The sequence below is a fragment of the Massilia sp. P2_C2 genome (genome assembly GCF_056404615.1).
In genome coordinates this window covers 1-16372 of record NZ_JBFUDR010000134.1, presented here as the reverse complement: position 1 = coordinate 16372, position 16372 = coordinate 1, and the positions used below count along the sequence as shown (strand labels likewise).

The window sequence follows — 16372 nt, the reverse complement described above, 5'->3', positions numbered from 1 at the left end:
GACCAGTCGATGCAGCAGATGGTCACGGCCACCGACACGATCAGCGCCAAGCTCACCACGCTGTCGGAAAAGGCCAGCAACATCAACAGCGTGCTGACGACGATCACCAAGGTCGCCGACCAGACCAACATCCTGTCGCTGAACGCCGCGATCGAGGCCGAGAAGGCGGGCGACGCGGGCCGCGGCTTCGCCGTCGTCGCCAGCGAGATCCGGCGCCTGGCCGACCAGACGTCCGTGTCGACGTGGGACATCGAGCAGATGCTGAAGGAGATGCAGTCCGCSGTGTCGGCCAGCGTCATGGGCATGGACAAGTTTACCGAGGACATCCGCCGCAGCGTGGATGAGGCGCGCCACATGGGCGAGCAGCTGTCCGGCATGACGGAACAGGTGAGCAAGCTGGCGCCCCGCTTCGATCTCGTGCTGCAGGGGATGCAGTCGCAGGCCGTCGGCGCCTCGCAGATCACGGAGACGATGACGCAGCTGTCCGAGGCCAGCCAGCAGACCGTCGATTCGCTCAAGGCCACGAGCGAGGCCGTGCACCAGCTGCAGTATGCCGCCACCGACCTGCAGCAGTCCGTGACGACCTTCGCGGTCACCCAATAAGCCGGCCCGCGCGATGAAAGTCATGGATCCACGGCCGACACTCATCTCGATAGGAATGGACCTTGTAAAGGCTTCCCAACAGAACTGATGTGAGGAAAAGTTTCGCCAAGGCGAGATCTGCCAGATAAGGGAGAGGTTCGGCTTCAGACCGACGCGAGCTTGCCCTTGCGGCTGCGCTTGGCTTCGTACATGACCTGGTCGACGCGGGACAGCAATACCGCGAACTCATCGCCACCCATGCGTGCGGTGACGTCTGACTTGCGGGAGGTCGTATCGATTCTCCTGGCGGCCTCGCAGATCGCGGCGTCACCGGCACGATGGCCATACCGGTCATTGATCGGCTTGAGCCCATCGAGGTCGATATTGATGATCGCGAACTGATGGGCGTACCGCTGCGAGATCATCAGGCACTGGCGCAACTGGTCATAAAAGAGAGCGCGGTTGGCAAGGCCGGTCATCGGGTCGTGCGTCGCCTGGTAATACAGCTGGTCCGCGCCGACTGTCGACGCATTGTGCATCGAGGCGGCGATGAGATCGGACATCAACTGCAGGACGCGCACATCGTTGTCGCCGAACCCGTTGGAACGATCCGACATGACCTTCAGGACGCCAACGGTCGCCCCGTCATGCTGGAGCGGAACGACCAGCATGGAGCGGAGTCCCACTGTTCGGCAGGCGTTACGATCGACCCGCGCGTCGGTTTCAGAGTCATCGCACCGCATGATCTCGCCCAGCTGGACGCAAAGGCCCGACAGGCTTTCATTGCGCTTCAGGCGAAGCCCAAGCTGGTTGGCTGCGAAACCGGACGCGGCACGGTAGACCATGTCGCTTCCTTCGGCCAGCTCGACAACAGCGGCTCCCGCCTGTGTCAGCGCCTGGGTTCGTTCGCATACCAAGTCCATGACGCTGCCGAGACTGACACCCATCTTCACGATTTCGGTCTGGATGTTGATCACCTCAAGCAAGGTTTTGCTGTCGAGGAAATCGACTTGCCTGGGCAGGCTTTCGGAGCTCATATCTGAAGTGTCTCTAAGGAGATTAGAGGACTATATCGCTCGGTTGATGTCGCGTAAAGACTCGGCCAACGCCCAAGGCGGAGCATCCTGGTACAGCGGCGCGGTTGTTTATGCGATAACGATCGATCGCCGATCTATGCAGTTTGGCAACATGCTACGCTGAACCCAACGGCCAGGTTTGGCCAAGAGCGGACCTTAATGACTGGCGAGCACGATGAGGTATCGCTATCCTTTCTCGCCATTCAAAATTGCTCCTCAGTTACGGGCGGCCCGAACAAGTAGCCTTGGTAGCTGTGACAACCGTATGCAGCAAGAAAGTCACGCTGATTCAGGGTTTCCACACCCTCGGCAATCACATTGAGCCCAAGGGTCTGCCCCAGCGCCAGGATGGTGCGTACGATGGCTGCATCGTTCGGATCCGTGAGCACGTCACGGACAAACGACTGGTCGATCTTGAGCTGATCCAGCGGCAGGCGCTTGAGGTAGGCTAGCGACGAATAGCCGGTGCCAAAATCGTCGAGCGCAAAGCTGACCCCTTTGGCTTTGAGCGCGTRCATGTGCTCGACCGTATGTTCGACGTTTTCTACAAGAAGGCTCTCGGTCAGCTCCAGCTTGAGCCGATATGGGTTCGCCCCCGTCCGGCAGAGAAGGTCCAGCACCTCGTTGACAAAGCCGCTTTGGCGGAATTGGCGCGCGCTGACATTGACGGCCAGCGTCAGCCCTGCCTTGCTCGGGTCTTCTGCCCACACCACCAATTGCCTGCACGCCGTCTCGAGTACCCAATAGCCGAGGCGTAAAATCAGGCCCGTTTCCTCCGCGAGCGGAACGAACACCGCTGGCGACAGTGCTCCGTTCGGATGCTTCCAGCGCACCAACGCCTCAGCGCCGACAATGCGGCCAGCATTGTCGGTTTGTTTCTGGTAGAGGAGATAGAACTCGCCGCGTTGTAGGCCGGAGCGCATATCGCTCTCCATCCGAACCCGCGTATCGACAATCGTCTGCATGTCTCGGTCAAAGAAGCGCGCCGTGTTCCTCCCCGTTCCCTTGGCCTCGTACATCGCCAGATCGCCGCGCTTGAGTACTTCGTCGGCCTGCCCGATCCGTTTGTCAAACATTGCGATGCCGACACTTGCGGTGGTATGGAACAGGTGCGGGCCAAGCTGGAACGGCACCTCGAAGACTTGCAAAACTCGCTCGGCGACCTGTTCAGCCTGGACGGCCGCCTCGCGCTCGCCACCGCCGAGGTCCTCTAGCAAAATCACGAACTCGTCCCCACCGTGACGTGCCACCGTGTCGCTCGCGCGCGGCACTTGCGCCTCCACGCGGCGAGCAACCTGCTCCAGTAACTCGTCGCCCTTGTCGTGTCCCAGCGTGTCGTTCAGGCTCTTGAAATTGTCCAGGTCCAGGAAGAGCAATGCACCGGAGCGGCCGGTCCGGGCGCAGCTGGCAAGCGCATGACCAAGGCGGTCTAGCAGCAGGCGCCGATTGGGCAGCCGGGTAAGTGGGTCGAAGAACGCAAGCTTCAGTATTTGCTGTTCCGCGACCTTGCGCTGCGTGATATCCGTCTCGATTTCCAGCACCGCCTGCGGTTGCCCGTCTTCGTCCCGAACCAGCGTCAAGTGCGAGGTAACAATAATCATGCTACCGTCCTTGCGTTGCTTGGTCATTTCCCCGATCCACTCATCATGCTCCAACACGGACTGAAGAGCCTTCTCGCCGTCGGTTCCACTCACCCAGGTGAGCTCAGCCTTTAACCTGCCGAGCGCCTCTTGCTCGGCCCAGCCAAACAGTCGCGCTGCGCCGCAGTTCCAGTAGGTTATGCGCCCATCGATCCCGGTCACCGAGATCGCGTCACGGGCCTTGTCGAGCAGCGACGCCTGCAGGCGAATCCTGGCTTCGGTCCGCTTTTTCTCGGTAACATCGATCATCGCGCCGATGGCACGAACCGCCGTCCCGTCGCGGTCGCGCGCGATGATGGTGTTTGAATATACGTCGGCGTATGAGCCGTCCTTGCGGAGGAACCTGTAATCGCCCGTCCATTTCTCGGTGCCATTTTTTAACGCCTCGCAGAAGCTCTTGCGCATACGCTCGCGCTCCTCGGGGTGAACATGGTCGGCCCAGCCTTGGAGGGTAAGGGCGAAATTTGCCGGGTCATAGCCGAAGACGGCGGACAAGCCGTCGCTCCACCAGACGTGATCCGCAGCGACATCCCAGTCAAAGATGACGTCGGTCGTAGCGCGGGCAACCACCTGGAACCGCAATGCGTGGTTATGCTCGACCTCTTGCCTGACCTTGCGCGCGGTGATGTCGATACACGACACCGCCAGCCCATTCGCGGACGGGAAGATGTAAACCTCTTTCCATGTGTTGTGGGCCGCGTCGTAGAGATCGAAGGTATATGGAATGCCGTGCTCGACTGCAAGCCTGGCTCGGGCTTCGTCCGCCGTACCGCGCACTTCTACGCATTTATCCCAGAAGCACTTACCCAGCAACTCGTCGCGAGGACGATCGAAATATCGCTCGGCCTCCGCGTTCAGGTAGGTGAAGCACCAGTCTCTGTCCAAAGTGCAGAATGCTTCAGTCAAGCTTTCCAATACGCTGACCAGTTCATTCCATGCAATCGGTAAGGGCATGGTCGGGCTATTCGGGTCGTGGGCGTATGACATTGAACTCCCAGGATTTTCGTACGGTAATACGGCGTGTTTTCTATGGCGCTGTCACCTGCCTAAAATATAATTTACTCCTGAATTTATTCTAGTGATGGTCCTCCACAGCAGGCAACACCGAGGATGACATGGGTACCTGGCACTTACCCGACGAGGTTTGCGAGCAATTTGGATGCCTCAGAGGCGATTAAGACCGCCATATGGTGTAGCGCGGATGATCAGCAGGCCCGACCGCTGTCCGCACAACCTGGGATAGCTGAATCGTACTAGGCCACATTCAAACCAAGCGCCCGCACCAGTTCCGCCGCCTGCCGCGCCGAAATCGTCGCCCCGGCAAACTGCTTCGCATTCGCCAGCTTCAGCCCGCCCAGGTCGGCCTCGCGCAGATCGGACGCATCGAAGCGCGTGTCCTTGATGTGYGCGTCGCGCAGGCTGCAACCCTCCTCGAATACGGCCTCGCGAAAGTCGCAGCCCGACAGATCGGCGTCGGCGAAATCGAGCCCGCGCAGCACGGCCTTGCGGAACGACATGCGGCGCAGGTCGGCGCCGACGAGCAGGCAGTGCTCGAACGACAGGCCCAGCTGGCTCACCTCCTCGAAGCGCGCCCCCGTCAGCTTGCACCCGCGGAAGGCCACGGACGCCAGCCTGGCGCGGCGCCAGCCGGCGTTGTTCAGGTCGCAGGATTCGAAACGGGCGTCGACCAGGTCGGCCGACTCGAAATCCGCGTGGCCGCCGCGGCAGCGCTGCCAGCGCGTGCGCGCCAGCTTCGCGGCATAGAACGACGCCTCGGACAGCGCGCAGCGGATGAACTCACAGTCCTGCAGGTTCAGGCGCGACAGGTCCGCGCCGGTCAGGTCGCAATCTTCGAGGACGAGCAGCGCATCATCCGCGAGCAGCGCTTCGACGCGCGCGCGATCGACGGCTTCGCCACTGACGGTGCTGACAGATCGGGACATGGCGTCAACGGGTCTCGACGCGCGCCGACGCGTGGATCGTGCAGCCGCGGTGCACGTTTTCCAGGAAACGGAGCGCTTCCTCCAGCCGGCAGGACTTCGGCAGCAAACGGCCCAGCGATTCGTCGTCGGCGATGCGGTCGACGCCGTACGCGATGGCACGCGAGATGTCGCGCGCTTCGCGGCCGTCGCTGTTGTACAGGGCGTCGTACACGCCGACCTCTTCCCACAGCGGCACATAGCCGGGACTGATGCTGTCCTTGAACGCGACGGACGGCGCCGCGTCCTCGTCCTGGGATATCAGCCGAAACACGAAACTCACAAGCAACTCCATCGATCTTTGAAACAGGGGGCCGATGCTATCACGGTCCGCCCGCAAGCGCCCGGTCCACGAGCTCGATCCAGTGCGTCACCGGCGTCGCCGTCCCCGACTGCAGATGCGAGATGCAGCCCACGTTGGCCGAGACGTATTCCTGCGCGCCCGTCGCTGCCAGGTGCCCCAGCTTGCGGTCGCGCAGCTGGTGCGCGATCTCCGGATGCAGCACGGAATACGTGCCGGCCGAGCCGCAGCACAAATGGCTTTCCGCGCACAGCACGACGTCGACGCCGGCCGCGTGCAGCACGCTCTCGACCTTGCYGCGGATCTGCTGGCCGTGCTGCAGCGTGCACGGCGGGTGGAACGCGACGCGCTCGCGGATGCGGCCCATAAGCAGGCGCGCGATCTCGCCCTCGAAGTCGCACATGATCTCGGCCAGGTCTTTCGTCAGCGCCGAAATGCGCGCCGCCTTCGCTGCATACGCGTCGTCGTGCGCGAGCAGGTGGCCGTAATCCTTGACCGTCACGCCGCAGCCGGACGCCGTCATCACGATGGCCTCGATGCCGCCCTGCTCCACGTACGGCCACCACGCGTCGACGTTGCGGCGCATGTCGGCGAGGCCGCCGTCCTGGTCGTTCAGGTGGAAGCGCACGGCGCCACAGCAGCCGGCGCGCGGCGCGCACAAGAGCTGGATGCCCAGCGCGTCGAGCACGCGCGCCGTCGCCGCGTTGATGTTCGGCGCCATCGCCGGCTGCACGCAACCTTCCAGTACGAGCATCTTGCGCGCGTGTTCGCGCGTGGGCAGGTGGCCGGGCGCGCCCGCGGGCTGCAGCTTGTCCTGCAGCGTGTGCGACAGCAGCGGTCGCGCCATCTGCCCCGCCCTGAACGCCGGCGTGAAGAGCTTGGTGCGCGGCAGGAATTCCTTCAACGTGGTGCGCTTGACCTTGTCCGCGAACGGGCGCGACACGCGTTCCTCGACAACCCGGCGGCCGATGTCGACGAGGCGCCCGTATTTCACGCCGGAGGGGCACGTGCTTTCGCAATTGCGGCACGTGAGGCAGCGGTCCAGGTGCAGCTGCGTCTTGCGCGTCGGCGTCTCGCCTTCCAGCACCTGCTTGATCAGGTAGATGCGGCCGCGCGGGCCATCCAGTTCGTCGCCCAGCAGCTGGTAGGTGGGGCACGTGGCGGTGCAGAAGCCGCAGTGCACGCAGGCGCGCAGGATCGCATCCGCCTCGTCGCCCTCGGGCGTGCCCTTGATGAAATCGGCGAGATTCGTTTGCATGATCTAGTACATCCTGCCCGGATTGAAAATGCCCGCCGGATCGAAGCCGGCCTTCAGGCGTTCGTGGATCGCCACGACCGGGCGCGCCAGCGGCTGGAACACGCCCACGCTCTTGTCGCCGCCGCGGAACAGGGTCGCGTGGCCACCGCAAGCGCGCACGGTGGCGCGGATCCGTTCGGCGGTCTGTGCATCGCCCGGCGCGCGCAGCCAGCGCTGTGCCCCGCCCCACTCGATCAGTTGCGGGGAGCCGGGCACGATGGCACCGACGGTCGACGGCACGGACAGCCGCCACACGGCCGCATCTGGACCATCCTTGCCTTCGAAAAATGCGTGGCGCTGCTCGCGCAGGTCAGCCCAGAAGCGCGCGCAGTCAGGCATCACGTCGCCGCCAAGCGCGCGGACGGCCGCATCGACGGCGGCATTCGCGCCGGACAGCCGCAGCGCCAGCACGCCGTCATGCCAGCAGCTCGCGGACACGGGCAGCGGCTGGCCAGCCCATTCGTTCAGGCGGCGGATCGCAGCCACTTCGGCCACGCCCTCGAACACGAGCGTCGCCTCGCGCGGCGCGCGCGGCAGCACTTTCACGGACACTTCCAGCAGCAGCCCGAGCGTGCCGAATGCCCCTGCCTGCAGGCGCGACACGTCGTAGCCGGCCACGTTCTTCATCACCTGGCCGCCGAAGGTCAGCACGTCGCCCTTGCCGTCGAGGAGCTTGCAGCCGAGGACGAAGTCGCGTACGGCGCCGCTGTTCGCGCGGCGCGGCCCGGACAACCCGCTGGCGATGGCGCCGCCCAGCGTGGCCTGGGCGCCGAAATGCGGCGGTTCGAACGCAAGCATCTGCCCGCGCTCCGCAAGGGCCGCCTCGATATCGGCCAGCGGCGTGCCGCAGCGCGCCGTGATCACGAGCTCGGTCGGCTCGTAGTCGACGATGCCGGTGTAGTCGCGCGTGGCGAGGATGTCGCCGTCGAGCCGCTGTCCATACCAGTCTTTGGTGCCGCCGCCGCGGATGCGCAGGGGGCACTGGTCGCGCGCGGCGGCACGCACGGTTTCCTGGAAATGTTCGACGATGTTCTGCATATCAAAAGCGCGGCAGGTGGGCGAACGGCAGCGCGCCGCCGGAGACGCGCATGCTGCCCAGTTCCGCGCAGCGGTTCAGAGTGGGAATGGCCTTGTTCGGGTTCAGCAGCATGCGCGGGTCGAACGCGCGCTTGACGGCGAAGAACGCGTCCAGCTCCTGCGCACCGAACTGCACGCACATCGAATCGATCTTCTCGACGCCCACGCCGTGCTCGCCGGTGATCGTCCCACCGACTTCCACGCACAGCGCGAGGATGGCGGCGCCGAAGGCTTCCGCCCGCTCCAGCTCACCCGGCTGGTTGGCGTCGAACAGGATCAGCGGGTGCATGTTGCCGTCGCCGGCATGGAACACGTTGGCGCAGCGCAGGCCGAACGTCGTCTCCATCTCTTCGATGCGGGCCAGCACGTGCGCGAGCTGCTTACGCGGGATGGTGCCGTCCATGCAGTAGTAGTCGGGCGAGATGCGGCCGGCGGCCGGGAAGGCGTTCTTGCGGCCAGACCAGAAGCGCAGCCGCTCCGCCTCGCTCTGCGATACGGTGATCGCGCTCGCGCCGGCCTCGCGCAAGACCTCCGTCATGCGCGCGATTTCCTCGGCCACTTCGAGCGCCGTGCCGTCCGCCTCGCACAGCAGGATCGCGGCCGCGTCGAGGTCGTAGCCGGCTTTCACGAACGGCTCGACCATGCGCGACGACGTGCGGTCCATCATCTCCAGCCCGGCCGGGATGATGCCGGCCGCGATCACGCTCGCAACGGCATTGCCGCCCGTCGCGACGTCGTCGAACGAGGCCATGATCACCTGCGCCTGCGCCGGCTTCGGCACGAGTTTGACGGTGACTTCCGTGACGATGCCCAGCATGCCTTCCGAGCCGATGAAGACGGCCAGCAAATCGAGGCCCGGCGCATCGAGGGCATCGCCGCCCAGTTCGATGACATCGCCTTCGATCGTACAGACGCGCACACGCAACACGTTGTGCACGGTGAGGCCGTATTTCAGGCAGTGCACGCCGCCCGAGTTCTCGGCCACGTTGCCGCCGATGGTGCAGGCGATCTGCGACGACGGGTCGGGCGCGTAGTACAGATTGAACGGCGCGGCCGCTTCCGAGATGGCGAGGTTGCGCACGCCCGGCTGCACGACGGCCGTGCGTGCATACGGCTCCACGCGCAGGATGCGGTTCAGACGCGCCGTCGAGATCACGACGCCGTCCGCCAGGGGCTGCGCGCCGCCGGACAGGCCGGTGCCGGCGCCGCGCGGCACGATGGGCACGTCCAGCTCGCGGCACACCTTCAGGATGGCGAGCACCTGCGCCTCGTCGTCGGGCAGGGTGACGACCATCGGCAGCTGGCGGTATGCGGCCAGGCCGTCGCATTCGTAAGGACGGGTATCCTCCGGGTCGGCGAGGACGGCGCGCGCCGGCAGGACGGCACGCAGGGCCGCGGCGACTGCGCGCCGGCGCTCGGGGTCGACTGGAATCGCAGGAATCATGGATCGATTTAAGCACAATCCCCGCGATTTGGCGTATGCTCCGCCTATCTTTTTTTAGCAGGATGTAATCATGGGCAACCGACTCTCGAAGATCGCGACCCGCACGGGCGACGACGGCAGCACCGGACTGGGCGATGGCAGTCGCACGGGCAAGGACAGCGCGCGCATCGCGGCGCTGGGCGACGTCGACGAGCTGAATTCCTTCGTCGGCCTGCTGCTGTGCGAAGACCTGCCGGGCGACCTGCGCGAAGAACTCGTCACGGTCCAGCATGACCTGTTCGACCTCGGCGGCGAGCTGTGCATCCCCGGCTACCAGATGATCAAGGTCGAGCAGGTGGCGCGCCTCGACGCGCTGCTGGAAAAGTACAACGCCGACCTGCCCCGGCTGAAGGAATTCATCCTGCCGGCCGGCTCGCGCGCCGCGTCGCTCGCGCACGTATGCCGTACCGTGTGCCGGCGCGCCGAGCGCAGCATCGTCGCGCTGGCGAAGACGGACACGATCAACGCCGAGCCGCGCCAGTACGTGAACCGCCTGTCCGACCTGATGTTCGTCCTCGCACGCGTGCTGAACCGCCACGCCGGCGGCAGCGACGTGCTGTGGCAGCACGAACGCAAACGCACCTGACGGGATGCCGATGACGGATTCATTCGACGTCGTCTTCAACGCGAATCCCTTCTACTTCAAGGGGAAGGGCCAGGTCATCGTCGAGCAGGACTTCGTGCGCGTGCGCGGCAAGACCCGGCGCTCGTTCCGCCTGCCCGCGCGCGTGGAACACCGGCTGCGCATGGTCGACATCGTCAACGTTCATACCGACGGCGAGTACCTGGCGTTCCACGTGCTGGGCGTGCGCGAGAACCTCGTCATCGGATTTGATACGGCGGATGCCGCGACGGCGCAGCGGCTCGCCGCCCTGCTGCCGCAGCGCCGCACGGAGGACTTCGCGATCACCCATTCCGAGCGCGAGGAATTCCACGACCGGATCGATTACTGGAGCCCGTCCACGCCCGTGATCTGGGCGCTGCTCACGCTGAACATCGGCATCTACTTCCTCATGTGGCTCGTACGCCGCGGCGTGTCGGGCAGGACGCTGGGATCGATGATGGGATGGGGCTGGAATTCGAAGATCGACGCGATGGTGCGCTCGATCCAGCTCGTCGAGTGGGGCTCGAACGTGGGCCGTCTCACCCTTCACGGCGAATGGTGGCGCATGGTGACGTCGCTGTTCCTGCACGGGAGCCTGCTGCACCTGCTGTTCAACATGATTGCGCTGTGGCAGGTCGGCCAGCTGGTCGAGCGCCTGTTCGGCAGCCTGCGCTTCACGGCGCTGTACCTGATCGCCGGCGTGTGCGGCAGCATCGCCAGTGTGCTGTGGAATCCGCACGTGAACAGCGTGGGCGCGTCCGGCGCGATCTTCGGCATCGTCGGCGGCCTGCTTGCCTTCACGCGGCGCGAAAACAGCGGCGTGCCGCCCACCGTCGTGAACGACCTGCGCGGCGCGCTGCTCCCGTTCCTGGTGTTCAACCTGGCGGCGGGCTTCCTGTATCCCCACACGGACAACGCGGCGCACCTCGGCGGCCTCGCCGGCGGCTGGCTCGCCGGCCTCCTGCTGGCGCGCTCGCTGCACGTGCCGGTGGAACGGAGCATGCATGAGCGACGACTTCATCGGCATCTATGACGGCGCGCTGACGCCCGACTGATCATCGCACCGGCCGCCCTCCGGCCAGCACGTCCTGCAGGATGCCGAGGTCGATCGGCTTGACGAGGTGCCGGTCGAACCCCGCCGCGCTCGCGCGCTGGCGGTCGCTGTCCTGGCCATAGCCCGTGATCGCGACGAGCAGGGCATGCGCCGTCGCCGGCCGGGCGCGCAGGCGCCGTGCCAGTTCGTAGCCGTCGATGCCGGGCAGGCCGATGTCGAGCAGCCAGGCCTGTGGCGCCTCCTCGTCCGCCCGTTCCAGCGCGCGCAGCGGGTCGTGCTCGACGGTCACCCGGTGCCCCGACGCTTCCAGCAGCATCGCCAGCATCGCGGCCGCGTCCACGTTGTCGTCCACGACCATGATGGACAGTCCCGCATCGCCTGTCGCGTCGCGCGCCACATGGTCCGGCGCGTCCGGCGCGGCCGCCGCCTGCAGGCGCGGCAGGGTCATGGTGAAGCGGCTGCCCAGCCCCGGTCCGTCGCTCGCGCACGTGACGGTACCGCCGTGCAGCTCGACGAGGTTCTTGACGAGGGCGAGGCCGAGTCCGAGCCCGCCGGATGCACGGTCCGACGTGCGCTCGGCCTGGGCGAACAGGTCGAACACGCGCGCAGCCAGTTCCGGCGCCATGCCCATGCCGTTGTCGGCGATGTCGACGTCCACCGCGCCGTCGCGCACGCTGGCGGCCAGGCGCAGGTGGCCGCCCTCCGGCGTGTACTTGGTGGCGTTGTTGAGGATGTTCGCGAGCACCTGCACGAGCCGCTTCTTGTCGCCCATCACGCGCACGCCGTGCGCGGGAACGTCCACGTCCAGCCGCTGGCCCCGCGCGAGGGCGAGGGGCATGACCTGTTCCACGGCGTCCGTCACGATGTCGCGCAGGTCCAGCGCCTCCTGGTCCAGCTCGACCTGGCCGCGGGTGACACGCGACACGTCGAGCAGGTCATCGATCAGTTCCGTCATGTGCGCGACCTGGCGCCCGATGATCTGGCTCGTCTTGCGCACGAGGCCCTCGTCCAGCCGCGCGCGCTGCAGCAGCTCGGCGGCGGCGCCGATCGGCGCCAGCGGATTCCTCAGCTCATGCGCCAGCATGGCCAGGAACTCGTCCTTGCGCCGGTCCGATTCCCTCAGCCTTTCCTCGGCCAGCTTGCGTTCCGTGATGTCGCTGGCGGCGCCGATCCATTCCACGATCTCGCCGCGCGCGTCGAGCATCGGCACGGCCCGGGAATAGGTCCAGCCCACGGTGCCGTCCAGGCGACGCACGCGGTGCTCCAGCTGGAACAGGGACTTGGCGCGGATGGCCGCCCCGATGGCGCGGTGCACCGGCGCCTGGTCTTCCGACGGAATGTATTCGTCGAGCCAGAAGCGGCTCGCGGCGGCCGTGTCCTTCAGCACACCGCGCCCGTCGAGCTGGCGCAGCTGACTCCAGTCGGGACTCATGCGGTACACGACGTCCGCCGTGGCATTGGTCAGCGCCCGGTAGCGCGCTTCGCTCTCGCGCAGCGCGGCTTCCGAGCGTACCTGTTCCGTCACGTCGATCGTCGTGTGCGAGATGCACACGATCCGGCCGTCCGCGCCGAAGATGGGCGTACTGACGGCGCTCCAGAACCGCTCCTCGAAGCCCGTCTCGCCGTTCGGCAGCACGACGGGGATCGGATAGCGCTGGGCCGGCAGCCGGTCCGGCTGCCCCGTCGCCACGACGCGGGCCAGCGAGCGGCGCAGGTCAGTTTCGCCAGTATCCGCCGGGTCGTCCGGGTTGCGCGGAAACGCGACGAACAGGCTCACGCCGACCAGTTCCTCGCGCCTGCGTCCCGACGCCTTCAGGAAGGCATCGTTGACGGCGAGGACGGTTGCCTCCGGCGTGGGCGACAGCAGGTAGTGCCCGATCGGGGAATGGTTGAATACGGCCGCGAACAAATCGGGGGAAAGCATGGCGCGCTTCCGAAATAGTGATGAACCCACATTATAGGACGCACCATTCCGGCGCGGCGGCCGATTCAAACCGGCATGAAAAACGTCATCGCGGCCTGGCCAGGATGGCGTTTGCATCATGTTGGCGTAACGCGTGGGCACGGGGTGCCCACCCTACCTGATTTCGCGCCGCCGTAGGGTGGGCACCCAGTGCCCACGCGGACGTTTGCGGCGTGTTGGCGTTACGACGTCAGGTGTTATTAACCACCAACCGCGGCTCGCCGATGCCGAAGCGCTCGCGGATCGCCTGGCCGATGCCGTGCGCATCCAGCCCGACGGACGCCAGCAGCAGGGCCGGGTCGCCATGGTCGATGAAGCGGTCCGGCAGGCCCAGGATCAGCAGCGGCTTGACGAGTCCCTCGGCAGCCAGCGCCTCGGCCACGGCGGAACCGGCGCCGCCCATCGTGCAGCCCTCTTCCACCGTCACCAGGTAGTCGTGGTCGCGCGCCAGCTGCTTCACGAGTTCCACGTCCAGCGGCTTCACGAAGCGCATGTCGGCCACGGTCGCGTTCAGGTCCCCGGCGGCTTTCATGCTCGGCGCCACCATCGAGCCGAACGCGAGGATCGCGACGCCCTGGCCTTCGCGCCTGACGAGGCCCTTGCCGATCTCGATGACGTCGAGCGCCGGATCGATGGCCGCGCCCACGCCCGCGCCGCGCGGGTAGCGCACGGCGGCCGGGCCTTCGAAACGGTAGGCCGTCGTCAGCATCTTGCGGCATTCGTTCTCGTCCGACGGTGCCATCACGACCATGTTCGGGATGCAGCGCAGGTAGGCGATGTCGTAGTTGCCCGCGTGCGTGGCGCCGTCCGCGCCGACGAGGCCCGCGCGGTCCAGCGCGAACGTCACGTCCAGGTTCTGCAGCGCCACGTCGTGGATCAGCTGGTCGTAGGCGCGCTGCAGGAAGGTCGAGTAGATGGCGACGACCGGCTTCATGCCTTCCGTCGCGAGGCCGCCCGCGAACGTCACCGAATGCTGCTCGGCGATGCCGACGTCGAAGTAACGGTCCGGGTATTCCTGGTTGAAGCGCACCATGCCCGAGCCTTCGCGCATCGCCGGCGTGATGCCGACCAGGCGTTTATCCACGGACGCCATGTCGCACAACCAGTTGCCGAACACCTCGGTGTACGTGATCTTGGTTGCCTTGGCGGGCTTGATGCCTTCGCTCGGATTGAATTTACCGGTGCCGTGATACAGGATAGGCTCGGCCTCGGCCAGCTTGTAGCCCTGCCCCTTCTTCGTCACGACGTGCAGGAATTGCGGGCCCCTCAGGCGCTTGATGTTTTCCAGCGTCGGGATCAGCGAATCGAGGTCGTGGCCGTCGATGGGGCCGATGTAGTTGAAGCCGAATTCCTCGAACATCGTGGCCGGGACCACCATGCCCTTCGCGTGCTCTTCCAGTTTTTTCGCCAGCTCCAGCATCGGCGCGGGCAGCATGGTCTTGCCGACGTTCTTGGCGGCCGCGTAGAACTGGCCCGACATCAGGCGCGCGAGGTAGCGATTGAGGGCGCCGACCGGCGGCGAGATCGACATGTCGTTGTCGTTCAGGACGACGAGCAGGTCGACGTCGTCCTCGACGCCCGCATTGTTCAGCGCCTCGAAGGCCATGCCCGCGGTCATCGAGCCGTCGCCGATGACGGCGATGGCCTTGCGCTTTTCGCCCTTGATCTTCGCGGCCTGCGCCATGCCGAGGGCCGCCGAGATCGACGTCGACGAGTGCGCCGTGCCGAACGTGTCGTACTCGCTCTCGTCGCGCTTGGGGAAGCCGGACAGGCCGTTCAGCTGGCGCAAGGTGGGCATGCGGTCGCGCCGGCCCGTGAGGATCTTGTGCGAATAGGTCTGGTGGCCGACGTCCCAGACGATGCGGTCTTCCGGCGTGTTGAACACGTAGTGCAGCGCGATCGTCAGCTCGACCGTGCCGAGGTTGGACGACAAATGACCGCCTGTCTTGGAGACCGAGTCGAGCAGGAACTGGCGCAGCTCGTGCGCCAGCGGCGTGAGCTGGGTACGCGGCAGCTTGCGCAGGTCGGCCGGGACGTTGATGGTATCTAGCAGTTTCATTTATGCCTTCCGCTGCACGATCAGGTCCGCGATCTCGCGCAGCCGCTGTGCTTGTTCTCCGAACGGCGCGAGCGCGTCGTGCGCCTGCTGCCGCAATTGTTCGGCCAGCGCCTTCGATGGCGCCAGCCCCAGAATCGACACATAGGTCGGCTTGTTGTCCGCCGCGTCCTTGCCGGCCGTCTTGCCCAGCGTGGCCGAGTCCTCGGTCGCGTCGAGGATGTCGTCCACGACCTGGAACGCGAGGCCGATCGCGCGCGAGTACGCGCCCAGGGATTCCAGTTCGTGCGGAGCGAGGTCGCGGCCTGCCAGCGCGCCCAGCACCACGGAGACGCGCAGCATCGCGCCCGTCTTCAGCTGGTGCATGCGCTCCAGTTGCTCGAGCGTCAGGCTGATGCCGACGCTGTCCAGGTCGATCGCCTGGCCGCCGCACATGCCGGCCGAACCGGCCGCCTCGGCCAGCAGGCGCAACATGGTGACGGTGCGCGCGGCGGGGACGGTCGTCGTGCCGGCCAGCACCTCGAAGGCCTGGGCCTGCAGCGCATCGCCGACGAGCAGCGCCGTCGCTTCGTCATACGCGACGTGCACGGTCGGCTTGCCGCGGCGCAGGTCGTCGTCGTCCATGCACGGCATGTCGTCGTGCACGAGGGAATACGCGTGGATCATCTCGACGGCGCTGGCGGCGCGCGCCAGCGCATCGTCATCGGCGCCGAACAGGGCACCGCTCGCGTGCACGAGCAGCGGGCGCACGCGTTTGCCGCCGCCCAGCACCGTGTAGCGCATCGCTTCGTGCAGCTTGGCCGGCACCTGGTCCGCCGGCGGCAGGAAGCGGTCGAGCGCGCTTTCCGCGCCGGCCTGCACGGCCTTCATCCAGCCCTGGAATTCCTGTGGCGCGCTCATACGTCGTCCTCGCCGTCGGTGCTGAACGGTTTGAGCATCTCGCCTTCCAGGACCTTCACCTGGGACTCGACTTTTTCCAGTTGGGTCGCGCAATAGCGCACGAGCTCGGAACCGCGCGCATACGCGGCGACCGAAGCTTCCAAGGGCAATTGCCCACTTTCCATTTGTGTCACGAGTTGGGCCAGTTCGGCCATCGCCTGCTCGAAGGATTCCGGTGCTTGCGCGGTGGCCGGTGGTGCGGCGCTCTCCGCGTTTGTTTTATTTGGCATAATGAGTTTGATCGATTCGGGGCCGGGCGACATCACGCGCAACCCGTGCGCGGCGTGCCAGTCTAATCGCTTATTCTAAACAATCCTGTTT

14 protein-coding genes are annotated in these 16372 nt (G+C 65.9%); 3 read left to right on the top strand and 11 right to left on the bottom strand.

The window, feature by feature from the left end; translation table 11 throughout:
• Positions 1–603: methyl-accepting chemotaxis protein (locus AC1DYX_RS16520; protein WP_477260678.1), on the top strand; the 603-nt coding region annotated here is incomplete at its 5' end.
• A gap of 143 nt (positions 604–746) precedes the next feature.
• Here the strand turns inward: AC1DYX_RS16520 and AC1DYX_RS16515 are convergent.
• From AC1DYX_RS16515 to AC1DYX_RS16485, 7 genes are all read right to left on the bottom strand, one after another.
• Positions 747–1619, bottom strand: coding sequence for a diguanylate cyclase domain-containing protein (locus tag AC1DYX_RS16515; RefSeq protein WP_477260676.1), 873 nt, complete (start codon positions 1617–1619; stop codon positions 747–749).
• Positions 1620–1861: 242 nt separating this feature from the next.
• Entirely contained in the window at positions 1862–4285 is a 2424-nt protein-coding gene (locus tag AC1DYX_RS16510) for a putative bifunctional diguanylate cyclase/phosphodiesterase (protein ID WP_477260674.1), read from the bottom strand.
• A 266-nt stretch (positions 4286–4551) separates the two neighbouring features.
• On the bottom strand, positions 4552–5241 hold the full coding sequence (locus tag AC1DYX_RS16505; RefSeq protein ID WP_477260672.1) for a pentapeptide repeat-containing protein: 690 nt from the start codon (positions 5239–5241) through the stop codon (positions 4552–4554).
• 4 nt (positions 5242–5245) lie between these two features.
• Positions 5246–5560, bottom strand: a complete 315-nt coding sequence (locus tag AC1DYX_RS16500) for a hypothetical protein (protein ID WP_477260670.1) — start codon at positions 5558–5560, stop codon at positions 5246–5248.
• A 40-nt stretch (positions 5561–5600) separates the two neighbouring features.
• Positions 5601–6836 carry a glycolate oxidase subunit GlcF gene (glcF, locus tag AC1DYX_RS16495; protein ID WP_477260668.1) on the bottom strand — a complete coding sequence of 412 codons (1236 nt, stop codon included), beginning with the start codon at positions 6834–6836 and terminating at the stop codon, positions 5601–5603.
• A gap of 3 nt (positions 6837–6839) precedes the next feature.
• Positions 6840–7913, bottom strand: coding sequence for a glycolate oxidase subunit GlcE (glcE, locus tag AC1DYX_RS16490; RefSeq protein WP_477260666.1), 1074 nt, complete (start codon positions 7911–7913; stop codon positions 6840–6842).
• A 1-nt stretch (position 7914) separates the two neighbouring features.
• Positions 7915–9396 (bottom strand): FAD-linked oxidase C-terminal domain-containing protein, encoded by a 1482-nt coding sequence (locus AC1DYX_RS16485; protein ID WP_477260664.1) that lies wholly within the window; start codon positions 9394–9396, stop codon positions 7915–7917.
• A gap of 70 nt (positions 9397–9466) precedes the next feature.
• Here AC1DYX_RS16485 and AC1DYX_RS16480 point away from each other — a divergent pair, with 70 nt between their 5' ends.
• Both AC1DYX_RS16480 and AC1DYX_RS16475 read left to right on the top strand, forming a co-directional pair.
• The gene (locus AC1DYX_RS16480; RefSeq protein ID WP_029757233.1) at positions 9467–10021 is read left to right on the top strand and encodes a cob(I)yrinic acid a,c-diamide adenosyltransferase; all 555 of its coding nucleotides are present in this window, start codon (positions 9467–9469) and stop codon (positions 10019–10021) included.
• 10 nt (positions 10022–10031) lie between these two features.
• Complete coding sequence (locus AC1DYX_RS16475; RefSeq protein WP_477260662.1) at positions 10032–11072, top strand: rhomboid family intramembrane serine protease; 1041 nt, start codon at positions 10032–10034, stop codon at positions 11070–11072.
• Between the two features lie 22 nt (positions 11073–11094).
• Here the strand turns inward: AC1DYX_RS16475 and AC1DYX_RS16470 are convergent, their stop codons facing one another.
• From AC1DYX_RS16470 to AC1DYX_RS16455, 4 genes are all read right to left on the bottom strand, one after another.
• Complete coding sequence (locus AC1DYX_RS16470) at positions 11095–13017, bottom strand: PAS domain-containing hybrid sensor histidine kinase/response regulator (protein ID WP_477260660.1); 1923 nt, start codon at positions 13015–13017, stop codon at positions 11095–11097.
• A gap of 229 nt (positions 13018–13246) precedes the next feature.
• The gene (dxs, locus tag AC1DYX_RS16465; protein ID WP_477260658.1) at positions 13247–15115 is read right to left on the bottom strand and encodes a 1-deoxy-D-xylulose-5-phosphate synthase; all 1869 of its coding nucleotides are present in this window, start codon (positions 15113–15115) and stop codon (positions 13247–13249) included.
• The gene (locus tag AC1DYX_RS16460) at positions 15116–16012 is read right to left on the bottom strand and encodes a polyprenyl synthetase family protein (RefSeq protein WP_477260656.1); all 897 of its coding nucleotides are present in this window, start codon (positions 16010–16012) and stop codon (positions 15116–15118) included.
• A complete protein-coding gene (locus tag AC1DYX_RS16455) occupies positions 16009–16281 on the bottom strand; it encodes an exodeoxyribonuclease VII small subunit (protein ID WP_477260680.1) in 273 nt (90 codons plus the stop codon). Before AC1DYX_RS16455 ends, AC1DYX_RS16460 begins: the two co-directional genes overlap by 4 nt.
• Between the last annotated feature and the right edge of the window lie 91 nt (positions 16282–16372).

Excerpts from the sequence above, each read along its gene's own strand:
- AC1DYX_RS16480 (WP_029757233.1), top strand. The coding sequence starts at position 9,467 with ATGGGCAACCGACTCTCGAAGATCGCGACCCGCACGGGCGACGACGGC.
- AC1DYX_RS16485 (WP_477260664.1), bottom strand. The coding sequence starts at position 9,396 with ATGATTCCTGCGATTCCAGTCGACCCCGAGCGCCGGCGCGCAGTCGCC.
- AC1DYX_RS16455 (WP_477260680.1), bottom strand. The coding sequence starts at position 16,281 with ATGCCAAATAAAACAAACGCGGAGAGCGCCGCACCACCGGCCACCGCG.
- AC1DYX_RS16475 (WP_477260662.1), top strand. The coding sequence starts at position 10,032 with ATGACGGATTCATTCGACGTCGTCTTCAACGCGAATCCCTTCTACTTC.
- glcE (WP_477260666.1), bottom strand. The coding sequence starts at position 7,913 with ATGCAGAACATCGTCGAACATTTCCAGGAAACCGTGCGTGCCGCCGCG.
- AC1DYX_RS16470 (WP_477260660.1), bottom strand. The coding sequence starts at position 13,017 with ATGCTTTCCCCCGATTTGTTCGCGGCCGTATTCAACCATTCCCCGATC.
- dxs (WP_477260658.1), bottom strand. The coding sequence starts at position 15,115 with ATGAAACTGCTAGATACCATCAACGTCCCGGCCGACCTGCGCAAGCTG.
- AC1DYX_RS16460 (WP_477260656.1), bottom strand. The coding sequence starts at position 16,012 with ATGAGCGCGCCACAGGAATTCCAGGGCTGGATGAAGGCCGTGCAGGCC.
- AC1DYX_RS16515 (WP_477260676.1), bottom strand. The coding sequence starts at position 1,619 with ATGAGCTCCGAAAGCCTGCCCAGGCAAGTCGATTTCCTCGACAGCAAA.